20 protein-coding genes and 1 riboswitch are annotated in these 19,357 nt (G+C 63.7%); of the genes, 10 read left to right on the top strand and 10 right to left on the bottom strand.

The window, feature by feature from the left end; all coding sequences use genetic code 11:
- Nucleotides 1-48: 48 nt before the first annotated feature.
- From tspO to RAK1035_RS13410, 3 genes are read right to left on the bottom strand one after another with little or no spacing between them, the layout of a single operon-like run.
- The gene (gene tspO / locus RAK1035_RS13420) at nt 49-510 is read right to left on the bottom strand and encodes a tryptophan-rich sensory protein TspO (protein ID WP_008282124.1); all 462 of its coding nucleotides are present in this window, start codon (nt 508-510) and stop codon (nt 49-51) included.
- Nucleotides 507-1,556, bottom strand: a complete 1,050-nt coding sequence (crtB, locus tag RAK1035_RS13415; RefSeq protein ID WP_008282123.1) for a 15-cis-phytoene synthase — start codon at nt 1,554-1,556, stop codon at nt 507-509. Before crtB ends, tspO begins: the two co-directional genes overlap by 4 nt.
- Nucleotides 1,553-3,109: a phytoene desaturase gene (locus RAK1035_RS13410; protein ID WP_008282122.1), complete on the bottom strand. Its 1,557-nt coding sequence runs from the start codon at nt 3,107-3,109 to the stop codon at nt 1,553-1,555. Before RAK1035_RS13410 ends, crtB begins: the two co-directional genes overlap by 4 nt.
- 70 nt (nt 3,110-3,179) lie before the next feature.
- Between RAK1035_RS13410 and crtA the strand changes: the two genes are divergently transcribed.
- The 4 genes from crtA to bchO are packed head-to-tail and all read left to right on the top strand — an operon-like array spanning nt 3,180 to nt 7,458.
- Nucleotides 3,180-3,926: a spheroidene monooxygenase gene (crtA, locus tag RAK1035_RS13405; RefSeq protein WP_008282121.1), complete on the top strand. Its 747-nt coding sequence runs from the start codon at nt 3,180-3,182 to the stop codon at nt 3,924-3,926.
- The gene (gene bchI / locus RAK1035_RS13400) at nt 3,923-4,927 is read left to right on the top strand and encodes a magnesium chelatase ATPase subunit I (RefSeq protein WP_008282120.1); all 1,005 of its coding nucleotides are present in this window, start codon (nt 3,923-3,925) and stop codon (nt 4,925-4,927) included. The genes crtA and bchI overlap by 4 nt, the downstream gene beginning before the upstream one ends.
- The gene (locus RAK1035_RS13395) at nt 4,924-6,582 is read left to right on the top strand and encodes a magnesium chelatase subunit D (RefSeq protein ID WP_008282119.1); all 1,659 of its coding nucleotides are present in this window, start codon (nt 4,924-4,926) and stop codon (nt 6,580-6,582) included. Before bchI ends, RAK1035_RS13395 begins: the two co-directional genes overlap by 4 nt.
- 3 nt (nt 6,583-6,585) lie before the next feature.
- Nucleotides 6,586-7,458, top strand: coding sequence for an alpha/beta fold hydrolase BchO (gene bchO / locus RAK1035_RS13390; RefSeq protein WP_008282118.1), 873 nt, complete (start codon nt 6,586-6,588; stop codon nt 7,456-7,458).
- A 106-nt stretch (nt 7,459-7,564) separates the two neighbouring features.
- Here bchO and RAK1035_RS13385 read toward each other — a convergent pair whose 3' ends face one another.
- Both RAK1035_RS13385 and RAK1035_RS13380 read right to left on the bottom strand, forming a co-directional pair.
- Nucleotides 7,565-8,575, bottom strand: coding sequence for a GGDEF domain-containing protein (locus tag RAK1035_RS13385; protein WP_008282117.1), 1,011 nt, complete (start codon nt 8,573-8,575; stop codon nt 7,565-7,567).
- Nucleotides 8,572-9,174: a heme NO-binding domain-containing protein gene (locus RAK1035_RS13380; protein WP_008282116.1), complete on the bottom strand. Its 603-nt coding sequence runs from the start codon at nt 9,172-9,174 to the stop codon at nt 8,572-8,574. The genes RAK1035_RS13385 and RAK1035_RS13380 overlap by 4 nt, the downstream gene beginning before the upstream one ends.
- Nucleotides 9,175-9,301: 127 nt before the next feature.
- Nucleotides 9,302-9,401: riboswitch (TPP riboswitch) on the top strand.
- Between the two features lie 45 nt (nt 9,402-9,446).
- On the opposite strand from RAK1035_RS13380, the gene RAK1035_RS13375 reads away from it, so the two are divergent.
- The 5 genes from RAK1035_RS13375 to RAK1035_RS13355 all read left to right on the top strand — a co-directional run bounded on the left by RAK1035_RS13375 (nt 9,447) and on the right by RAK1035_RS13355 (nt 13,107).
- Entirely contained in the window at nt 9,447-10,172 is a 726-nt protein-coding gene (locus RAK1035_RS13375; protein ID WP_008282115.1) for an ABC transporter ATP-binding protein, read from the top strand.
- 12 nt (nt 10,173-10,184) lie between these two features.
- Nucleotides 10,185-10,841 carry a TenA family protein gene (locus tag RAK1035_RS13370; RefSeq protein WP_008282113.1) on the top strand — a complete coding sequence of 219 codons (657 nt, stop codon included), beginning with the start codon at nt 10,185-10,187 and terminating at the stop codon, nt 10,839-10,841.
- A complete protein-coding gene (locus tag RAK1035_RS13365; protein WP_008282112.1) occupies nt 10,838-11,581 on the top strand; it encodes an ABC transporter permease in 744 nt (247 codons plus the stop codon). The genes RAK1035_RS13370 and RAK1035_RS13365 overlap by 4 nt, the downstream gene beginning before the upstream one ends.
- Nucleotides 11,582-11,748: 167 nt before the next feature.
- Nucleotides 11,749-12,231 (top strand): hypothetical protein, encoded by a 483-nt coding sequence (locus tag RAK1035_RS13360; protein ID WP_037298297.1) that lies wholly within the window; start codon nt 11,749-11,751, stop codon nt 12,229-12,231.
- 177 nt (nt 12,232-12,408) lie between these two features.
- Nucleotides 12,409-13,107, top strand: a complete 699-nt coding sequence (locus tag RAK1035_RS13355) for an NYN domain-containing protein (protein ID WP_008282110.1) — start codon at nt 12,409-12,411, stop codon at nt 13,105-13,107.
- 211 nt (nt 13,108-13,318) lie between these two features.
- Here the strand turns inward: RAK1035_RS13355 and RAK1035_RS13350 are convergent, their stop codons facing one another.
- The 4 genes from RAK1035_RS13350 to RAK1035_RS13335 form a co-directional block, all read right to left on the bottom strand.
- Nucleotides 13,319-14,881, bottom strand: a complete 1,563-nt coding sequence (locus RAK1035_RS13350) for a trimethylamine methyltransferase family protein (protein ID WP_008282109.1) — start codon at nt 14,879-14,881, stop codon at nt 13,319-13,321.
- Nucleotides 14,882-14,981: 100 nt separating this feature from the next.
- Nucleotides 14,982-15,869, bottom strand: coding sequence for a DMT family transporter (locus tag RAK1035_RS13345; protein ID WP_008282108.1), 888 nt, complete (start codon nt 15,867-15,869; stop codon nt 14,982-14,984).
- On the bottom strand, nt 15,866-16,558 hold the full coding sequence (locus RAK1035_RS13340; RefSeq protein WP_008282107.1) for an HAD family hydrolase: 693 nt from the start codon (nt 16,556-16,558) through the stop codon (nt 15,866-15,868). Before RAK1035_RS13340 ends, RAK1035_RS13345 begins: the two co-directional genes overlap by 4 nt.
- The gene (locus RAK1035_RS13335; protein WP_008282106.1) at nt 16,555-16,833 is read right to left on the bottom strand and encodes a DUF3572 domain-containing protein; all 279 of its coding nucleotides are present in this window, start codon (nt 16,831-16,833) and stop codon (nt 16,555-16,557) included. Before RAK1035_RS13335 ends, RAK1035_RS13340 begins: the two co-directional genes overlap by 4 nt.
- Before the next feature lie 92 nt (nt 16,834-16,925).
- On the opposite strand from RAK1035_RS13335, the gene RAK1035_RS13330 reads away from it, so the two are divergent.
- The gene (locus tag RAK1035_RS13330) at nt 16,926-18,317 is read left to right on the top strand and encodes a diguanylate cyclase (protein ID WP_037298295.1); all 1,392 of its coding nucleotides are present in this window, start codon (nt 16,926-16,928) and stop codon (nt 18,315-18,317) included.
- On the opposite strand, the gene RAK1035_RS13325 is transcribed toward RAK1035_RS13330, so the two are convergent.
- Nucleotides 18,318-19,328: a helix-turn-helix transcriptional regulator gene (locus tag RAK1035_RS13325; RefSeq protein ID WP_232279227.1), complete on the bottom strand. Its 1,011-nt coding sequence runs from the start codon at nt 19,326-19,328 to the stop codon at nt 18,318-18,320.
- Nucleotides 19,329-19,357 lie beyond the last annotated feature (29 nt).

Here is a 19,357-nt window from a genome sequence, read left to right as displayed (position 1 = left end):
AGGATAGGGCTTTTCTGTGCAGAGCCCGGTTGTGAATTGCAAAGCAGGTTACCGCGCCGCATCCGGGTTCAGCCGCAGCACCGCAAGATTGAGCATGCCCGCCACGCTGACCCATGTCAGATAGGGCACAAAGAGCAGCCCCGCGATCCAGTCCACCGACCAGAGCGCCACCAATGTGAGCGCCACCGAAGCCCAAAGTGCGCAGAGCACAATCAGCCCTAACCGCATCCGTTGCAGCCCGAAAAAGACCGGCGTCCACAGCCCGTTCAGCGCGATTTGCAACGACCAGAGCGCCATAGCAATGCCGTTGTCGGGGCTTACCGCCACCCGCGCCCCTGCCGCCGCCATGCAGATATAGAGTGTGGTCCAAGCCACTGGAAACAGCCAGTTGGGCGGCGTCCACCACGGCTTTTTCAGCCGGTCATACCAATCGCCCGGCGGAAACAGCCCGCCTGTCGAGCCTGCTGCGAAACAAGCCGCCAGAAAAATCCCGAAAATGAGCCATATCATGCGGTCTCTCTAACCCGCCCGACATCTCGGCTCAAGCCCGCTTCGCGCGCGACGTCCTGCGCTTTAAGACGCGCCAGCGCCTCATAGAGCGTATCGCTCCAATCGGCGGCGCGCGGTGCGTCCTGTGCCGCAGCACGCACCAGATATTCCGTCTCGGGCAGCGCCTTGGCATAGATCACGGGCGAGCCGGGCAGGATCACACTGCCCGCCGCCCGCAGCAGCGCCAGCATCAACCAGCCCAGTTTTTGCGTGCTATTGGTGCGCGCGCGGCGCGTGATACTGTCGTGGCCTGCGCCGCGCACCTGCGCGCCGATGCCCGCGTAGATATAGCGCGCAGCATAAATTCCGGGCCGCGCAGAAAGTGGCAGCACAGCAATCCCCGCCTCAGAGCGGGCATAAAGCGTGTCCGCCTCCATCAGCAGGCGGCGCACCATCCGTCGCACCTCGGCATCCGGGGCCGGTGCACGCAAGAAGGTCTCCGGCGTCATGCCAGCCTCAGACAGCCACTCGAGCGGCAGGTATAGCCGCCCTTCGCGCGCATCCTCGCCCACGTCTCGGGCGATATTGGTCAATTGCATCGCCACGCCCAGATCACAGGCCCGCGCCAGAGCATCGCGCTCGCGCATCCGCATGAGCACGCACATCATCGCCCCCACCGCAGAGGCGACCCGCGCCGAATAGGCCCGCAGCTCGGACAGGGTCTCGTAACGGCGCCCTTCGGCATCCCAAGCCAACCCTTCGAGCAGCGCTTCGGGCAAAGCGCGTGGCATGTCAAACCCGTCTATGATCGCGGCAAAGGCACGATCAGCCGGCGCATTGCGGGGCCTGCCCGCATAGACCAAATCCAACCGTTCATGCAGCGACAGCACCGCCGCCGCCTTTTCGCGATTCTCATCCACCGCGTCATCCGCCAGACGGCAGAACGCGTAAAGCGCCAAGGCCGGATCACGCACCCGCCGCGGCAAGAGCTTGGAGGCGGCGTGAAAAGACCGCGATCCATGGCGGATCGCCTCGGTACAATGCGCCAGATCCTGCGGCGCAATCATGGCATCACCCCGACCGGCACCGCATCCGGCACCAGTTGCGCCAGAACTTCGGCGCTCGAAATCACCCCCGGCAATCCAGCCCCGGGATGCGTGCCCGCGCCCACCAGATAGAGGCCCCGCACCTCTTCGCTGACATTATGAGGCCTAAACCACGCGCTTTGCAGGATGCGTGGCTCGATAGAGAAGCCAGCGCCATGCGGGCTAAGATATCGGTCGCGGAATGTCTCGGGCGTGAACACCTCAGAGGCAGACAGATGCGCCCCAAGCCCCGGAAGCAACTGATCCTCCAGCACCTTTTGCACCTTTTGGCGATAGGGCTCGGCTTCGGCCGCCCAATCCACCGGATTTGAATGGCCCAGATGCGGCACCGGGCTGAGCGCATAAAACGTATCGCCACCTTCGGGCGCCACACCCGGATCGGTCACAGAGGGGCGGTGCACATAAAGGCTCATGTCATCGGCCAGAACGCCGCGCCGAAAGATGTCGCGCACCAGCCCCTTGTATCGGGGACCGTTGAGAATGGTGTGATGGCCTGCATCGCGCCACATCTCCCGCGTGCCTGTCGTGCCGAAATACCAGACGAACAGGCTCATCGACCAGCGCGACCGCTTCAGTCGCGCCGTGGTCCAGCGCCGCTTTTTGTGATTGCGCAAAAGATGGTCATAGGTATGGCCCGCATCGGCGTTGGAGATCACGATATCGGCGCTGATCCCCTCGCCGCCGCTCAGCCGCACCCCCGTGGCCCGGCCCTCTTTGATAACGATTTCATCAACCTCGGCCCCCTGCCGGATGACCCCGCCCTGTCCCTCGATCACGCCTACCATGGCGCGGGCGATCGCATCGACGCCACCGATGGCATAATGCACGCCAAAAGCCGCTTCGAGATGGCTCACAAGCGCATACATCGACGTTACGTTGAACGGATCACCGCCGATGAACAGCGGATGAAACGACAGCGCCATACGCAGGCGTTCGTCTTTCATCCGCCCCGCCGCATGGGCATAGACTGACCGATCCGCCCGCAACCAGGCGAACTTTGGCAGGACCTTGATCAGATCGCCCAAGCGATGCATGGACCTGCGCCCCAGGTCCTCGAACCCGAACCAATACCGCGCCTCGCTATCCTTGACGAAGCGGTCATAGCCCGCCAGATCACCCGGCGAGAGGCGAGAGACCTCGGCGCGCATGGCATCGCGGTCCTGCCGCGCGGTAAAGGTGCTGCCATCCGGCCAGCGAATTTCATAGAACGGATCAAGGGCGCGCAGATCGACATCTGTGTCAAAATCCCGCCCACAGGCGGCCCAGAGTTCGCGAAAGAGTTGCGGCACGGTCACGATGGTCGGCCCAAGATCGAACCGGTGCCCGTCCTTGGTGATACTAGAGCCGCGCCCCCCGGGGCTATCCAGACGATCCAGAACCGTGACCCGGTATCCCTTGGCCCCAAGCCGCATGGCCGAGGCCAGACCGCCCAATCCCGCCCCAATGACCAGCGCATGCGGGGCATCGGCGCGTGTGGCCTGTTCAATCAGGCGCGGATCGACTCTTGTCAACATAGGTTCAGACTACAGGTGTCTAGTTTAATTGACAATCCTTTCTCGCACCTCTTTTCTTGGGGTCAAAACCATGTCAAACTTGCCTTACAGTCCCTCAAGGAGCGGTGCCATTCAAACCGTCAGCCTCAGCTTCTTTCGCTTTTCCCGCGGCATTGACCGGCTCTGGGCGCTGACGATGATGGGCGCTGCGCGCTTCATGCTGCCGGGCGTGCCGGGTATCGGCTTTTGGAAATTGCTGGGATCAGGCACGGGCGAGGGGTTCACCCCCATTCCCAACACCGGTGTCTATGCGATTCTTGCGGTCTGGCCCGATGCCGCCACAGCCCGTGCGCAGACCAAGGGCGCAGGCGTCTTTCGCCGCTATCTCGCGCGCGCCAGCGAAAGCTGGACGCTCTTTCTCTCCCCCACTTCGGTGCGCGGGCAATGGGCCGGTGATACGCCGTTCGAGATCACCACGCCCGTAGAGAAAGGCCCCCTCGCGGCCCTGACCCGCGCCTCTGTGCGCCCGCGCAAGGCCTTGAAATTCTGGCGGCGCGTGCCCGATATCAGCGCCGTGATCGGTGCCGACCCCAACGTCGCCTTCAAGATCGGCGTAGGAGAGGTGCCTCTCCTGCATCAGGTGACATTCTCGATCTGGCCCGACAGCCAAAGCATGGCAGACTTCGCCCGCCGCGATGGCCCACATGCCCGCGCCATCGCCGCCGTGCGCGACGGCGATTGGTTTCGCGAAGAGCTTTACGCCCGGTTTCGCGTGATTGGCGAACGGGGTACATGGGGCGGGACGAGCCCACTCGAGCATATCAAGGAAGAACAATGACCGCAGCCTTTCCGTTTTCCGCCATCGTCGGTCAGGACGACATGAAACGCGCCATGATCCTGACGGCAATCGAGCCGGGGCTTGGCGGCGTGCTGGTCTTTGGTGACCGGGGCACCGGCAAATCCACGGCTGTGCGCGCTCTGGCCGCGCTCTTGCCGCCCATCCGCATGATTGACGGCAGCCCGATCAACGCCGAACGCCCCGAGGATACGCCCGACTGGTCCACCGCCCCCTTGGGCGAGATGGTCGAGCGTCCAACCCCGGTGGTCGATTTGCCCTTGGGCGTGACCGAGGATCGGGTGACCGGCGCGCTCGATATCGAGCGGGCGCTGACCTTGGGTGAAAAGGCCTTTCAACCCGGTCTTTTGGCCCGCGCCAATCGCGGCTATCTCTATATAGACGAGGTGAACCTGCTTGAGGATCACATCGTCGACCTGCTGCTCGACGTGGCCCAATCCGGCGAAAACGTGGTGGAGCGTGAGGGTCTCTCGATCCGCCATGCGGCGCGTTTTGTGCTTGTGGGCTCTGGCAATCCCGAAGAGGGCGAGTTGCGCCCACAGCTTCTGGATCGTTTCGGTCTCTCGGTCGAGGTGCGCTCGCCCCAGAACATCGAGGAGCGCATCGAGGTCATTCGCCGCCGCGACGCCTATGAACGCGACACCGAGGCCTTCATGGTGACATGGCAGGCCGAGGATGCCTTGATCCGCGACCGGATTCTGGCGGCGCGCAGCGCACTGCGAACCGTTCAATCCCCCGACGAGGTCTTGCGCGACTGCGCGACGCTCTGCATCGCCATCGGCGCGGATGGGCTGCGCGGCGAGCTGACCCTTCTGCGCGCCGCGCGCGCGCTTGCGGCCTATGAGGGCGATGCCGCTGTGACCCGCGCACATCTTACCCAGGTCGCGCCGCTCGCGCTCAGCCACCGGCTACGCCGCGATCCATTGGACGAGGCGGGCAGCGCCACTCGCATTGCCCGCGCCATGGTCGAGGTCTGGGGATGACGCCCAGCCCCGCATGGGCGCGCGCCCTGCGGGCGCTCACCCTTTTGGCGATTGATCCTGAGGGGCTGCGCGGGCTGACGCTGCGCGCCCGTGCCGGTCCGGTACGGCAGGCGTTCGATACGGCGCTCGGGCGTTTGCCCGGCCCCGCCCGGCGCATCCACCCCGATCTTAGCGATACGCAGCTTTTTGGCGGCGCGGATATTGCCGCCACGCTCGCCGCCGGGCACCTGATCCACAGCGCTGGACTGGCCGATAACCCGGCGCGCCTGATCCTGACCATGGCCGAACGCACACCGCCCGCCCTTGCCGCCCGGCTGGCACAACTTCTGGATCAAAGCCCGGACCATACGCTCTTTCTGTTTGACGAGGGGATCGACGCCGAGGAAACCGCCCCGCAAACCCTCTGCGAACGGCTGGCGCTGCATGTGACACTCGACGACATCCGCCATGACGCGGCCCCTGCCCTCATGCCCGCCGCCGCCGATCTGGCAGAGGCCCGCGCGCGGCTTGGCGGCGTTACCCACACGCCCGAGGATATCGCCACGCTCACCGCGCTGGCCGCCAGTTTCGGCATCGACAGCCTGCGCGCGCCATGGCTTGCCCTGCGCGCCGCCCGCGCGCTGGCCGCATCAGAGGCCCATCCACAGGTCACGCAGGATGATCTGCGCGAGGCGGCAGAGCTCGTCTATCCCGCGCGCGCCACGCAACTGCCGCAAGATCCCGAACCAGAACAACCCGACTCACCGCCCGAACCCGAAGATCAAAGCCAAAGCGAAACACCCGACATCCCAGATGACTTGCTCATCGCTGCGGTGGCAGCCCTTTTGCCCCCCGCGCTGCTGGATCAACTGGCCCAACGCGGTGCCACGCGGCGTGCGGCAGGCTCGGGTGCCGGTGCCCGGCGCAAGGCGCATCAACGCGGTCGGCCCCTACCTGCACGGCAAGGTGCACCGGATGGGCGCGGGCGCATTGATCTCATTGCGACGCTGCGCGCCGCAGCCCCGTGGCAGCCGCTGCGCCGCCGCGCCCGCCCCGATGCACCGGGCGTGATCATCCATGCCGCTGACATCCACCTCAAACGCTATGAGGATCGCGCCGACCGATTGGTGATCTTCGCGGTCGATGCCTCTGGCTCTTCGGCGCTGGCACGGCTGGCCGAGGCCAAGGGCGCGGTTGAGCTCTTGCTGGCCGAGGCCTATTCCCGGCGCGACCAAGTGGCGCTGATCGCGTTTCGCGGCATGGGGGCCGATCTTATCCTGCCGCCCACCCGCGCGCTGGTGCAGGCCAAGCGGCGTCTGGGCAGCTTGCCCGGGGGTGGCGGCACGCCGCTTGCGGCGGCTCTTGGCGCGGCGCTCACCCTTGCCCGCCAGTCCGAGGCGCATGGGCTAAGCCCAACGCTTGCCCTGCTGACGGATGCCCGCGCCAACATTACGCTCGACGGGCGCGGTGACCGCGCCGAGGCGGCCAAAGACACCAGCACGATGGCGCGGCTCTGGCGCGCGCAGGGCCTGCCCGCCATCGTGATTGACATTTCCGCCCGTCCGGGGCCAGAGCCCGCCCATCTCGCGGCGGAAATGAACGCCCGCCACCTGCCCTTGCCGCGCGCCGATGCCCGGCGAATTTCGACGGCTGTCACCTCAGCCCTCGGGGTCTAGGCGATGGACTGGCAGCGCGATCTGGCGACTTGGCCGCTCAATGCCCAGTCGCGCCGCATTCACCATCCCCCCCACCAATGGCATCTGCAGGAAATGGGCAACGGTCCTCTTGCCCTTTTGCTGCACGGGGCGGGGGCCTCGACCCATAGTTGGCGCGATCTGATGCCGCTTTTGGCCCAGAGCCACCGCGTGATTGCGCTGGATCTTCCCGGTCAGGGGTTCTCGCGCGCGGGAAACCGGCGGCGTCTGGGCCTGCCCGGCATGGCCGGGGATATCGCGGCGCTTTGCCAGTCGGAGGGGTGGCACCCCGATCTGATCCTCGGTCATTCCGCAGGCGGGGCCATCGCGCTGGAACTCGCCACGCGGCTGAGGACGCCCACAGACCAGCCGCCCGACATTGCCTGCGTCAACGCGGCCCTTGGCCCGTTCGAGGGCGTGGCGGGCTGGCTCTTTCCGGTTCTCGCCAAGGTTCTGGCACTCAATCCGCTGACGCCCACGCTCTTTACCCTTGGAACCGACAAACTCACCCGCGCCCGCCGTCTGATCGAGAGCACCGGATCGCGCCTCACGCCCGAAGGTCTCGCTCTCTATGCGCGGCTGATCGGGGACCGTGCGCATGTCGATGGCACCTTGCAAATGATGGCGCAATGGGATGTCGCCCCGCTCTTGACCCGGCTGGGCGCGATCCCCAATCGCTGCCTCTTGATCACGGGCACCGGCGATCTGGCCGTCCCGCCAGACACCTCTGCGCGCGCCGCCGCGCAGATGCCACGGGCGCGCACGCTGTCTTTGGATGGCCTTGGCCATGTGGCCCAAGAAGAGGATGCAGCGCGCATTCTGGCCGCAATCCTTGATCCGGGCAACTGGCCCGACTGATGCGCTTCGGGTTTACGGTGAAACACCGAAACGGCGTTGCTGTTTGATTTGGCGCGATGTTCTACAGGGAAAGCCTGTCAACTTTCTCTGAAACTGCGTTAAGCGCTCAGGCGATGCCATGCGCCGAGGCCGCGCGTGGCAATGGGCTTTCGTGAAACCGCGCACAGCCCCGACCCCGCCCCTTGGCCGCATAGAGCGCCAGATCGGCATCGGCCATCATCCGCACGGGTTCGGGGCTGTCATAGGCACAGCTAAGCGTGATGCCGATACTGCCGGAAATCCGACAGTCCTGCGCGCGATAGGGAACCGGCTCTTCCAGCCGGGCAATCATCCGATCTGCCAAATCGCCCACGGGTGCCCGCTCTGTCATGCCAAGCAGCAGGATCACAAATTCATCGCCCCCTACACGGGCAATCAAATCATCGCTGCGCACCTCGTCGCGCAGGCGCCGCGCCACCTCTTGCAGCACATGATCGCCCGCCGCATGGCCCAAGGTGTCATTCACCTGTTTGAAAAAATCGAGATCGAGATGCAGCAGCGCGAAATCCTGCTCACTCTGCATCAACCGATCCAACACATGGTCAAGGGCGCGGCGGTTCCGCAGTCCCGTCAACATATCCGTAAACGCCTGCTCTTCTGCGGCAATGCGTGCGCCCTGCAAGCGCAGGTTCAGCTTGCGCGAGGCGTCCATCGCGGCGGATTTTGCCTCGATCAAATAGAGCATCTCGGTCGTCAGATCCGTCGCCGCAAAGTCAGCGCCGGTCAGGTCAAAGTCGCGCACCGCCTCGACCACGGAAATCCCGAACGCGAGATTCACCACCGCCCCGCCCCCCGGCACCGCCAAAAGCACGCCCTTGAGCGCGGTATGGGGGGCCGCGCGCAGCCGCAGCCGAAGCCGCGCCCCGGCGCAGGCCAGAAGGTCCGCCATATTCCCCGCCTGATGCGGGCGGCGCAGTTCGATCAGATCCAGAAACCGCATGCCCTGCAGCGCGCGCGCACCAAAAAGCTTGGCAAAGGTTGGCCCCGCCTGCACCAGATGGCCCTCGGCGTCCAGAACCGCATGCATCGGGCAAAGCCCCGCAAGCAGCGGCAAAAGCCCCCTATCCTGAACAGTCATGCCGCGCTTTCCCCAAGCCCCAGAGCAAAGGCCCGCCCATGCGCGAACCCCTCATCCAACAAACGCACCTCAATGATCTCATAGTCCGCGCCATCCCCCTGATGCTCGACCAGCGCAAGCGCGCCATAGTCATCCGCCATGGCGCGCAAAAGCCCGACCACCACCGGGCCAAGCCGCAGATCATGCCCCTTGGGCAGCCCCACATGCAGAGCATAAACCCCCGCCCCTCGGTCTTGTAATTCCAGCGCAGGCAGCCCCAGATCGGCGACTGCAAGGCGCGCGCGCTCTGGCAGATCATCAAGAGAATGCAAAAACTCCACATAATCCACCCCCCCAAAGCGCAACAGACGGCGCAGCGCCTCGGTCGCGGGGTGCGACACCAGATAGGTGCCGATATCCTCAAGCAGTTCGTCACGCCCGCGCGCCAATCGAGCGCCAACCGCGGTCAACACCTCTTCGGTGATGCGCGCCTCATAGACCATCATCGCTTCAAACTCGGTAAAGCCCAGGTCCAACCGTTGAATCGTGCCGATCCAGACATCGCGCCCATAGGTATCCCTGACAAATCGCTCAATCGCGCGGTTGACCAGCCCGTGCATGGCATCCTCCTCTCAGATGCCTGCATCCTGACAGCCAAGGGTTAAGGCCCCCTGAACATCTAAAATCCTCAGTATATTGCAGCCCCTATCGCGCCCTTGTCATCGCAGAGCGCTGCGGCTACATCTGGAGCATCCGTTGGGGTGCCCCTTGGGGCTGAGAGGTCTTGCACCAACCCATCGAACCTGATCCGGCTCGCACCGGCGGAGGGAACGGAAACCGCGCAGCGGCGCGCCATCCCCCTGCCCGCGAGCCCTGTTTGAAGAGGCCGCGCATGACCGCCCCGCCCAGTCTGACCCTTGATGGCCACGCCCGGATTGGCGCTGTACCGGTGTTTGGCCCACTGCGGCTGACCTTGTCCGCCGGGCGCATCACCTGCCTGCTCGGCCCTTCGGGCGTGGGCAAAACCACGGTGCTGCGCCTGATCGCCGGGGTGGATGAGGTGACAGAGTTTACCGGCACGATCACGGCCTCTGATGGCGGGCCACTGTCAGGGCGCATGGCGCTGATGGCCCAAGGCGACATGCTGATGCCGTGGCTCGATGTGCTGGGCAATGTAACGCTTGGGGCGCGGCTGCGCGGGACGCCGCGCGACGTGGCGCGCGCGCGAGAGATGCTGGCGCGGGTCGGTCTGGCCGACCATGCAGACAAGCGGCCTCATGCGCTCTCGGGGGGGCAGAAACAGCGCGTGGCACTGGCCCGCACGTTGATGGAGGACCGCTCCATCGTTCTGCTGGACGAGCCGTTTTCGGCGCTCGATGCCCGCACCCGCGCGCAGATGCAGGATCTTTCGGCCACCCATCTGGCAGGACGCACAGTCCTGATGGTCACACATGACCCGGCTGAGGCCGCGCGCATGGGCCATGCCATCCACATCCTGACCGAAACCGGGCTAGAGGATGTGACCCCGCCCGCAGCCCCGGTGCCACGCGCCGTGGATGACCCCGAAACTCTCGCGGCGCAGGGCCGTCTTTTGGCCCGCCTGCGCGCCCCCGCCTGACAGGAGAAAAAGATGCGCCCCACCGAACACCTCAAATCCCTTGTGGCCACCGATTGGCAGGCCGCCACCCGGCATCCCTTCACCGATCAGCTTGCGGCGGGCACGTTGCCCAAGGCCCGCATGCTCGCCTATCTGCAACAGGATTACCTCTTTATCGAAGATTTCGTGCGGCTTCTGGCCTCTGCCATCGCCCATGCGCCCAGCCTGCCCGATGCGATCCCGGCGGCACAGTTTCTCGGGCTGATCTCGGGGCCGGAGAATACCTATTTCCTGCGCGCAATCGCGGCGCTTGGCGGAACAACAGAGCCACCTGCAACGCCCCATCCGATCACAGCCGAATTTCAGGCACTGATGCGCGCGGCGGCAAAATCAGGCAGCTATGCGCAGATGATTGCGGTCCTCAGCGTGGCCGAATGGACCTATCTGGATTGGGCCAGCCCGCATGCGAACCGCGCCGCAGACTTGCCTTTCTGGTTCGGGGAATGGATCACCCTGCACAGCGGGCCGGGGTTCGAGGGGGTTGTGACCTATCTGCGCGGTCAGCTTGATCAGGTCTGGCCCAGCCTCACCCCCGAGGATCAAGCCGCCGCGCAATCCGCCTTTGTTACGGCAACACGTCTCGAACGCGCCTTCTTTGACGCGGCCCTTGCCGGATACCCCGCCGCATGAGCCGCCTTGTCACCATCGCAAGTTCGACAGCCCTTGCACTCGTGCTCTGGCAGGCGCTGGTGACGCTCGCGGCGCTGCCGCCCTTCATTCTGCCCGGGCCGGCCCGCGTGGCGGAAACCCTCTGGGCCAGCCGCGCGCTGATTGCCCATCATGCCACAATAACGGCGGCAGAGGTGTTGATCGGTCTGGCCCTGGGCGCAATCTTGGGCGGTCTTTCGGCGATTGGTCTGGCCTCTTCGCCCATGGCGCGCCGGCTTATACGCCCGATCATGGTATTCTCCCAAGCGATCCCGGTCTTTGCCCTCGCGCCCATCCTCACGCTCTGGTTGGGCTATGGCCTCTGGTCCAAGGTCGCTATGGCGCTCCTCATCATCTATTTCCCGGTCACATCGGCCTTTTTTGACGCGCTGATGCGCACGCCGCCGCAGTGGCTCGACCTCGCGCGCGTCATGGGGGCGAACCGCGCGCGGCTCATGTGGCATATCCGCGTGCCCGCAGCCCTGCCGGGCTTTGCCTCGGGTCTGCGCCTCGCGGCGGTCTATGCCCCCATCGGGGCGATCATCGGCGAATGGGTGGGGGCCTCCAAGGGGCTGGGCTATCTCATGCTGCTGGCCAATGGCCGCGCCAAGATCGACCTCATGTTCGCGGCCCTCATCGTGCTGGCGATCCTGACGCTTCTGCTGCACGCCGGGGTGGACCGTGGGTGTCGAAAGTGGCTGGATGGCAAGGCGGTGGGGTGAGGAACGGGGGTTTGCGTTGGGTGATGCGGTGTCAGTTTGGGGGTCGCTTTGCGCTCATTGCTTGCGGTTGGGAATAAGCTACGATGTGAGCCGAACTTGTGGATCTGGGATGCCGCTTGATGTCACGAACTCTGGGTCCGATACTCAACCCTATGGCACCAGAGGCCATGACCATAACGCTAAGTCGCAGAGCTTTTCTACGTGAGTTGCTCAATGCCGCTTTGCTGTCGCTACCGCTACCGATGGTTAGCTTGGCTGGCGTCTATTTCTATTTTCACAACAGCGATGTGAACCTGATTGGCCTCGGTGTCAGCGTGGTTACCATTTCTGCACTGACGGGCATTCCCTTGATTTTCTACGCGTCGCTTAGGCTAAACGCTGCGACCCTAGCAAGGGAGCGGGTATACTCAGGTGTACCAGGTCAACTGATACACAAGCCACTCGAAGGGCCGCTCCTGCTACGGCGCTCTATGGTGGCGGGCTCGGTCAAATCTCGCGCTCTTGCGATGTTCTCCGGGTGCATTGGTTTTGGCCTAGAGTTCCTGCTCATGTCGTACCTGACGGGCGGCGGCGGGTTCTTTGTTCTTTATGCTCTGACTGGCGCGATGCTCGCCGTTCAAGCGATAATAGCTGCAAAACTTATTCGGTGAACGGGAACTCCGTTCCGCCCATCGCGCGCCCAGAAAGCAATCCCAAACCCCATCTTCTTCTTGGTCCAAATACTCCTTCCCGCCTCTGGCCCCGCACTCACCCGCCAGACGTATGCGCCATGAAAAAGATCGCCTCCTGCCCCAAATCCATCCGGATTGCCATCCTAGGCTTGGGCCATGAGCACCTTGCCCCCGACCCGCCTTACGCCTGCGCCGCGCCTCTCGGCCTTTGTCGATGCCGAGAATATTCCCGTGACGCACGCTCGGACCATCCTCGATCTGGCCCGCCGCTACGGTGACCCCGACCTGCTGCGCGCCTATGGCAATGTTGGTCTTCTGTCGGACTGGGACAAGCTGCCCGGCTTTCAGTTCATCCACTCCGGCTGCGGCAAGAATGCAACCGACATGCTGATCTGCGTGGACGCGATGGAGCGCGCGCTCTCGGATCAATGCGCAGCGGTGCTCTTGGTCAGTTCGGATCAGGATTTCACCCATCTTGCCACCCGTTTGCGCGGCTATGGGCTGACCGTGATTGGGGCCGGAGAAGCCAAGACATCCGAGCGGTTCCGCGCGGCCTGTTCCGTGTTTGAAGAGTTGGAAGGGTGTCGCGAGTCGGAGAATCCGATCATCTTTGATGAGACAGACGCGCGCATTTACAGGATTATAAAACGTGACAGCAAGCAAGGCAAAGGCGTCGCTGTAACCCATCTCTCAAATCAAATGAGAACCGAGCATCAATTCTGCATTTCGAAGCATCCGGACAAGACGTGGAAAAAATATCTCAGTAACCGCAAGGCTATTTACGATGTGACCCTCCATGATGGACTTAACATGGTCCGCTACAGGCCCGAAGCGTTCAGGCTCGCAACCGCCTGAACCAAGTCGGCAGTCATCAAGAAGGTTCACCACCTTTTATTCTGACCTGACCTTTACCATAACAACTCCTGCGCGGAACAAGGCATGCCACGCGCCGCCGCGTCAATCGCTGGGCCGTCCGTCGCACCGAAGGTGCGCCGCTTGACATCGGCACGCCTTTTGCGTGACGGCCTAGCGACCGCACGGCCTTTCACTTGAGATTAACGCGCCCTCAGAAATCCGTCGGCGCCCCACCCTCAGCCTTACGCCGCGCCACGAAATCTGCCAGCTCCTCGCGCACCGCGTCCTCCATCGGGGGGGCCTCGAAACCGGCGATGATGTCCTGAAACACCTGATGCGCGCGCGCCGGGGTCCAGACTGCACCTGCCGCCTCCCATGCCTCGTAATTGCGCCAATCACTCAGGAAGGGTTGATAAAAGGCCGTCGTGTAGCGGTCCTGCGTGTGCTGGATGCCAAAGAAATGCCCCTTGTCTCCCACCTCTCGGATCGCCTCGATTGCGATATCGTCAGGTCCGGTGGCGGTCAGCATCGGGTCCATATAGCGCTGAATTTGCTGTAGAATTTCGCAGTCCATGATGAATTTCTCAGGGCTTGCAATCAGCCCACCCTCGAGCCAACCGGCGGCATGATAGACCATATGCGCCCCCGCCTGCACCGCCGACCAGAGACTGTTCGACGTCTCCCACATCGCCTGACCATCGGGCACGTTCGCGGCGCAGACGCCAGAGGCACGCATCGGCAGCTTGTAGAACCGTGCCAATTGCCCGGTCATCTGTGTCGCGCGCATGTATTCGGGCGTGCCAAAGGCGGGTGCCCCGGATTTCATGTCGACATTGCTGGTGAAGGTGCCAATCGCACAGGGCGCGCCGGGGCGGATAATCTGCGCGAGAACCACCGCGCAAAGCGCCTCTGCGATCGACTGCGCCACCGCCCCCGCCATCGTCACCGGCGCCATGGCCCCGGCCAAGGTGAATGGCGTCACCACCAGCCCCTGACCGCGCCGCGCCAGACGCATCCAGCCATCCAGCATCGGATAGTCATGCTTCAAAGGAGAGGTCGAGTTGATGTTGGTATACATCCGCGGGCTGGCCTCGAATTCCTCGTGGGTCAGCCCCCCCGCGATGCGCACCATTTCCATTACATCATCGACCCGCTCTGCGCCCAAGCTATAGGCGTGCATCGCCTTGTCGGTCAGCGTCAGCTTGTCATAGAGCACATCAAGATGCCGGACGCTGGCATGAATATCCTGCGGTTCCACCGGGTAGCCGCCTGCAAAGTGGATACAGTTGAAATACTGTGTCAGTTTCAACAGGTTCTGGCACATCTCTCGCGTGCCCGCGACCTTGCGCCCGATCTTCATATCCCAATAACTCGGCGGCGAGGATACATTGCCGAAATTCAGATGATTGCCGCCCATGGTAATCGTGCGGTCGGGATTGCGCGGCGTGATGGTCCAGCTTTCCGGGGCCCTGCCAATGATCTCCATGACGAAATCACGGCCCATGCGGACATTCTCGCCATTGATCTTGCAGCCGCCAGAGGCGCGCAGGATCGCCACCGCTTCGGGGTTGAGAAACTCGATCCCGATCTCTTCGAGGATCCGCATCGCGCCATCGTGGATGGCCAGAACACCCGCATCCGTCAATGGCTCTGTCGGGCGGTCCCGGTTAATGGGCGGGTTCCACGGCATCTGTTCGATCACGGCACTGCCGCGCCGGGCAACCCCGCCTGCGCGCCCGCCACTGCGTGTCCTGCGTTTGAGATCTTCGGCCATCTGATGCCCCTCCGGTGCTCGTTTGAGCTAACGAAACACCGCTCAGGGCAGCCTCACATGCCGCTTAGCGACGTATCCTGTCGTTTTTGCTTTTCACGGATCACGATTGCAGCGCCATGCGCCGCCGTCCCGTCTGCCAGAGGTAAATCGCCAGGCTCACCACCACAATCGTACCGCCCAAAAGCATCATCGGTGTGGGCCCCTCACCCGTGCCCAGCCAGACCCAGAGCGGACCCATCACCGTTTCAAGCAAGAGCAACAGGCTCACATTCGAGGCATGGGTATAGCGCGACGCGAGCGAGAGCGAAAAGAACGACACCGGCAGGATCACAAGCCCACAAATCGCAATGGCCCAGACTTCGCCCTGCATCATCGCGGCAGGTCCGGTCACGATCACGCCCGTGGCCCCCGCCAGAACCGCCCCCAACCCGATCACCAAGAGGATCGGAACCTGCGGCTGCGCCCGCAGGATCACAAAGTTAAGCGCCAGCACCATCGCCACTCCCAATCCCGCAAGCGCCCCCCAAAGGGCGGCGCGGTCCAGCGTGACATCGCCGTGACCTCCGCCAAAGACCGCAAGCGCAATACCTCCCATCACAACGGCAATGGTGATCCATGTGGCCAAGCGCGTCGGCTCTCCGATGATGGCCCGCGCAAAAATCGCGGCAAAGACCGGCACCGTCGCCACGGCAAAGAGCACGACAGCAACCGGCGCATTGGCGATGCCAAGACTGAAAAGCGTTGCATTGGCATATTGGCACACCACGATACCAATCGCGTAACCACTGGCCAGAATGCTCAGGTCGCGCAGCCGGTGCTTGGAGGTCAGAGCCCAGAGGATCAGAAATACCAGCCCCATGAGCAACCCGCGCCAGCCGACCATCTGATAGCCGCCCATGCCCGACCACCGCATGAAAAGCGCATCCGGCGTCAGCATCAGCGCGCCGAACGTCGCCAGCGCCAGCCCAAACAGCGGGTGTTGCCTCATGCGGTCAGCCAAGCCGGGATATGCCCGATGTCGGGCAGGACGATATCAGCCAGCGGTTCAAGATCGCTGCAAGTGGCGGTGCCGGTCAGAACGCCCACGCATTGCATCCCGGCCGCACGCCCTGCCACAAGGTCATGTGTGCTGTCCCCCACCATGACCACACGAGCAGGCTCTAGCGCCATGGCGCGCGCAAAGGCCAAAAGCGGCCCCGGCGCGGGCTTGGCCCCATAGCCGGAATCAAACCCGGCGATAAAATCGAAATGCCCTAGCACACCGGCCGCACCCAAGTGCGCGCGCGCGCCGTACTCCGTGTCATTGGTCATCACGCCCAGCCTTAACCCCCTCGCCGCAAGCCCTTCGAGATAGGGCGCGAGCGGCACAGCCGGGGCCAGAGGGGCCGAGCCTGAGGACATCATCAGATGTTCTTCTATTTCTTCTATGGCGCGGCCCGGCAAGGCCCGCCCAAGACATTCGGCCGCCTCACGGTTGGTGCCCGCGATGATCGGGCTTGTGGGATGAAAGCGCCGCGCCACCAAATCATAATGCGCCTCATCCGCCATTCGCGCCATGACATCGGCATTGCCCGCCGAGAGATCAGAAATCACCCCATGGGCCCAGACGCTCCAGGTGGCGTGGAAATCAAACAGCGTGCCGTCCTTGTCAAAGAGAATTCCGTCAGCCCTGCTCATGTCCAGCTCATCTGCGCCCCGCCCGGCAGCGCCGCGCGCGCCATCATCGGCGTTTCGTATTTCAACCCCTGCGCATCGCAAAAGCCTACGATCCGTGCGTCATCCATCATCAGGAAATCCAGCACGGCCCCCAGAAATTCGGGTTCCGTGGCACGCGCCCGCACATCCTGTTCCGAGGCCCCCGTCGCCCCCAAAAAGACCGGCAAAAGATCATCTTGCGTCGCAAGCCAGCCCAGCGCCTGCAAGGCAATCGTTTCGGCGGTTTCCTGCTGCATCGTGATCCCGGTTAATTTCTGGAAAGGTTTTCTTAACCTCTGCCATGGATAGTGAACCAATCGTAAAGGGCAAGAGCAAAGGCGTCGCGTCCATGTCAGGAAAAATTCTGATCGTCGACGATCTTGCAACCAACAGGATCGTGTTGAAGGTCAAATTATGCAGCGCACATTACGAGGTCGTGCAGGCGGCGTCGGCCAAAGAAGGTTTGCGCCTTGCTGCCGTCGAGCGGCCCGATCTCATTCTGGCCAATGCGCAGCTGCCTGATGCCACTGCGGCAGACTTCGTCAAATCCTTGCGCCGCTCGGATGAAACAAGGTCCACGCCGATCATGATTCTCCAGATGACGCACTGTTCAGCAGAACGTCGCCTAGCCCTCAGCGCCGGGGCGGATGACGTCCTGAGCAAGCCCGTGCCCGAAACGCTGCTTTTGGCCCGCCTGCGCAATCTGCTGCGTCAGCATCATGGTGAACAGGAACTCAGCCTGCAAATCGGCAGCACGCAGGCTTTGGGCTTTGCCGAGGCCCCTCCAGGCTTTGACGCGCCCGGTCGCATCGGCATCATCGCGCGTACCCGCGCCGGGGCCTTTGGCCTGCAAACTCTGCTCGCGCGCTATTCACCCCATGTCACGTCCGTCATCGACGCAGACCGCGCCCTTTCGTTCTCAGATGCCCCACAGCAGGCCGATGTCTACCTGCTGCAAATCACCGGCGCCGAGGCCGAAGAGGGCTTGCGCCTTCTGGCTGACCTCAAGGCCGCCCCGCGCAGCCGTGCCCGCCCGATCATCGCGCTTGTAGAGGCCGATGCCGCAGCCCTTGGCGTGACCCTGCTCGACATGGGCGCGGATGACGTGATCACAGGCCCTCCCGACGCACGAGAGCTGATTTTGCGCCTCTCCGCACAGCTGCGCCGCAAACGGCGCGGCGAACGATTGCGCAGAGCATTGCGCGACGGGCTGAATGCCGCCATGCTCGATCCGCTGACCGGAGCGCATAACCGACGCTTTGCCCTACCGTTCCTGCAACAGCTGATCGAAACCAGTCAGCTTTCGGGCGAAAGCTTTGCCGTCATGTTGGCCGATCTCGATTTTTTCAAACAGGTCAACGATCGCCACGGGCACGCAGCCGGTGACCGGGTGCTTTGCGAGGTCACGCACCATCTGCGCGCGCATTTGCGTGAAGGCGACATGCTTGCCCGGATCGGTGGCGAAGAGTTTTTGATCGTGACCCCGGCCACCAGCCGCAGGCGCGCCCAACGCACCGCCGACCGGCTCTGCGCCATGATCGCGCAGACTCCAATTCCGCTGGCCAGTGGCCTTGCCCCACTGCATGTGACCATCTCAATCGGTGTGACCATGGCAACACCTGCGCCCTCCCGTCCGGCAGCAAGCGTCGGGCAATTGTTGGAAGAGGCGGATCGCGCGCTCTATGCGGCCAAGGCGCAGGGGCGCAACATGGTCACATTCTGCGCCCGCTCTGCCGCGTAGTCACCGCTCTTTCCCCAGCCGAAACGCGCGCGGCGACTGCCCCCACGCCTCGACAAAGGCGCGGCTAAAGGCGCTGCGGCTGGCAAATCCCACCATCTGCGCTACCCGCTTGACCGGCACGCGCTGATCCACCAAGAGCTGCGCCGCGCGCGCCAAGCGCAGCGCGCGTAGAAAACCCATCGGCCCCTGCCCATAGGCCGCCTGAAACCGCTCGGCAAAGCGCGACCGGCTCATTCCCGCGGCCTCAGCCAGACTTTCCAGAGCATGCGGCGCACCGGGATCGTCGAGCATGGCACAAAGCGCGCGCCAAAGCCCCGGATCAGCCAAGGCGCCCAGCCACATGACCCCCGGATCACCCGCCTCAAGCCGCCCTCGCAACATCTCGATCACACATTGCAAGAGCAACACGCGCACCATGGCCCGCCCGCCGGTGCGGTGCTGCATGACCTCACCCAACAGCGTCTCCATCGCCCGCGCGGCACCCGGTGTCGTGGTCAAATCCAGACTGAGCGGCGCGCGCATCAAGTCAATCAACCCATGCGTGCCCCGCAATCCCAGATGCAGTCGTGCGCAAAGCACCACCATCGTGCCCTCACCCTCACCCCGCGCCACATGCTCTTCAAGATCAAGCCCGGCAGGCCTGCATTCAGGCACCATTGTTGCGCCGGCACCGGTGTGGCTCAGCGAGTGGCGCGCACAAGACGGCACCAGCACCAGACGCCCCGGGGCCAGCAGGATCGGCGCATGGCCTTGCAGGCTTAGATACCCCTCGCCACTCAGCACGTAATGCAAGGTCGCCCCCGGCACCCGCCCCAACCCAAGGCTACACACCCCCTCCAGCGCGCAAAGCGCAAAAGGCTCGGGCTGTATATCGAGCTCGCTCAGGATACGGTCATGGGTCTCTGTGATCTGCATGGTCGATAGACTGGCACGGCTGCGGTCGTATTGGCACAGAAATAATTGCTCACGCCCGAATTCGGGACGCAAAGGCACATAGCCCCTGTCAGACATTCTTTATTCAACACCCACTCAGGAGAGAC

The sequence above is a fragment of the Roseovarius sp. AK1035 genome (genome assembly GCF_003288315.1).
Lineage (GTDB): Bacteria > Pseudomonadota > Alphaproteobacteria > Rhodobacterales > Rhodobacteraceae > Roseovarius > Roseovarius mucosus_A.
The sequence above is the reverse complement of the archived record's forward strand: the minus strand, read 5'-3'. Positions and strand labels throughout refer to the sequence as shown.

What these genes read in the sequence shown, in the direction of transcription:
- tspO (WP_008282124.1), bottom strand. Translation starts at nt 510, where the DNA reads ATGATATGGCTCATTTTCGGGATTTTTCTGGCGGCTTGTTTCGCAGCA.
- RAK1035_RS13410 (WP_008282122.1), bottom strand. Translation starts at nt 3,109, where the DNA reads ATGTTGACAAGAGTCGATCCGCGCCTGATTGAACAGGCCACACGCGCC.
- RAK1035_RS13350 (WP_008282109.1), bottom strand. Translation starts at nt 14,881, where the DNA reads ATGGCCGAAGATCTCAAACGCAGGACACGCAGTGGCGGGCGCGCAGGC.
- crtB (WP_008282123.1), bottom strand. Translation starts at nt 1,556, where the DNA reads ATGATTGCGCCGCAGGATCTGGCGCATTGTACCGAGGCGATCCGCCAT.
- bchI (WP_008282120.1), top strand. Translation starts at nt 3,923, where the DNA reads ATGACCGCAGCCTTTCCGTTTTCCGCCATCGTCGGTCAGGACGACATG.
- crtA (WP_008282121.1), top strand. Translation starts at nt 3,180, where the DNA reads ATGTCAAACTTGCCTTACAGTCCCTCAAGGAGCGGTGCCATTCAAACC.
- RAK1035_RS13325 (WP_232279227.1), bottom strand. Translation starts at nt 19,328, where the DNA reads ATGTCTGACAGGGGCTATGTGCCTTTGCGTCCCGAATTCGGGCGTGAG.
- RAK1035_RS13380 (WP_008282116.1), bottom strand. Translation starts at nt 9,174, where the DNA reads ATGCACGGGCTGGTCAACCGCGCGATTGAGCGATTTGTCAGGGATACC.
- RAK1035_RS13370 (WP_008282113.1), top strand. Translation starts at nt 10,185, where the DNA reads ATGCGCCCCACCGAACACCTCAAATCCCTTGTGGCCACCGATTGGCAG.
- RAK1035_RS13395 (WP_008282119.1), top strand. Translation starts at nt 4,924, where the DNA reads ATGACGCCCAGCCCCGCATGGGCGCGCGCCCTGCGGGCGCTCACCCTT.
- RAK1035_RS13330 (WP_037298295.1), top strand. Translation starts at nt 16,926, where the DNA reads ATGTCAGGAAAAATTCTGATCGTCGACGATCTTGCAACCAACAGGATC.
- bchO (WP_008282118.1), top strand. Translation starts at nt 6,586, where the DNA reads ATGGACTGGCAGCGCGATCTGGCGACTTGGCCGCTCAATGCCCAGTCG.
- RAK1035_RS13365 (WP_008282112.1), top strand. Translation starts at nt 10,838, where the DNA reads ATGAGCCGCCTTGTCACCATCGCAAGTTCGACAGCCCTTGCACTCGTG.
- RAK1035_RS13360 (WP_037298297.1), top strand. Translation starts at nt 11,749, where the DNA reads ATGACCATAACGCTAAGTCGCAGAGCTTTTCTACGTGAGTTGCTCAAT.
- RAK1035_RS13335 (WP_008282106.1), bottom strand. Translation starts at nt 16,833, where the DNA reads ATGCAGCAGGAAACCGCCGAAACGATTGCCTTGCAGGCGCTGGGCTGG.
- RAK1035_RS13345 (WP_008282108.1), bottom strand. Translation starts at nt 15,869, where the DNA reads ATGAGGCAACACCCGCTGTTTGGGCTGGCGCTGGCGACGTTCGGCGCG.
- RAK1035_RS13385 (WP_008282117.1), bottom strand. Translation starts at nt 8,575, where the DNA reads ATGACTGTTCAGGATAGGGGGCTTTTGCCGCTGCTTGCGGGGCTTTGC.
- RAK1035_RS13340 (WP_008282107.1), bottom strand. Translation starts at nt 16,558, where the DNA reads ATGAGCAGGGCTGACGGAATTCTCTTTGACAAGGACGGCACGCTGTTT.
- RAK1035_RS13355 (WP_008282110.1), top strand. Translation starts at nt 12,409, where the DNA reads ATGAGCACCTTGCCCCCGACCCGCCTTACGCCTGCGCCGCGCCTCTCG.
- RAK1035_RS13375 (WP_008282115.1), top strand. Translation starts at nt 9,447, where the DNA reads ATGACCGCCCCGCCCAGTCTGACCCTTGATGGCCACGCCCGGATTGGC.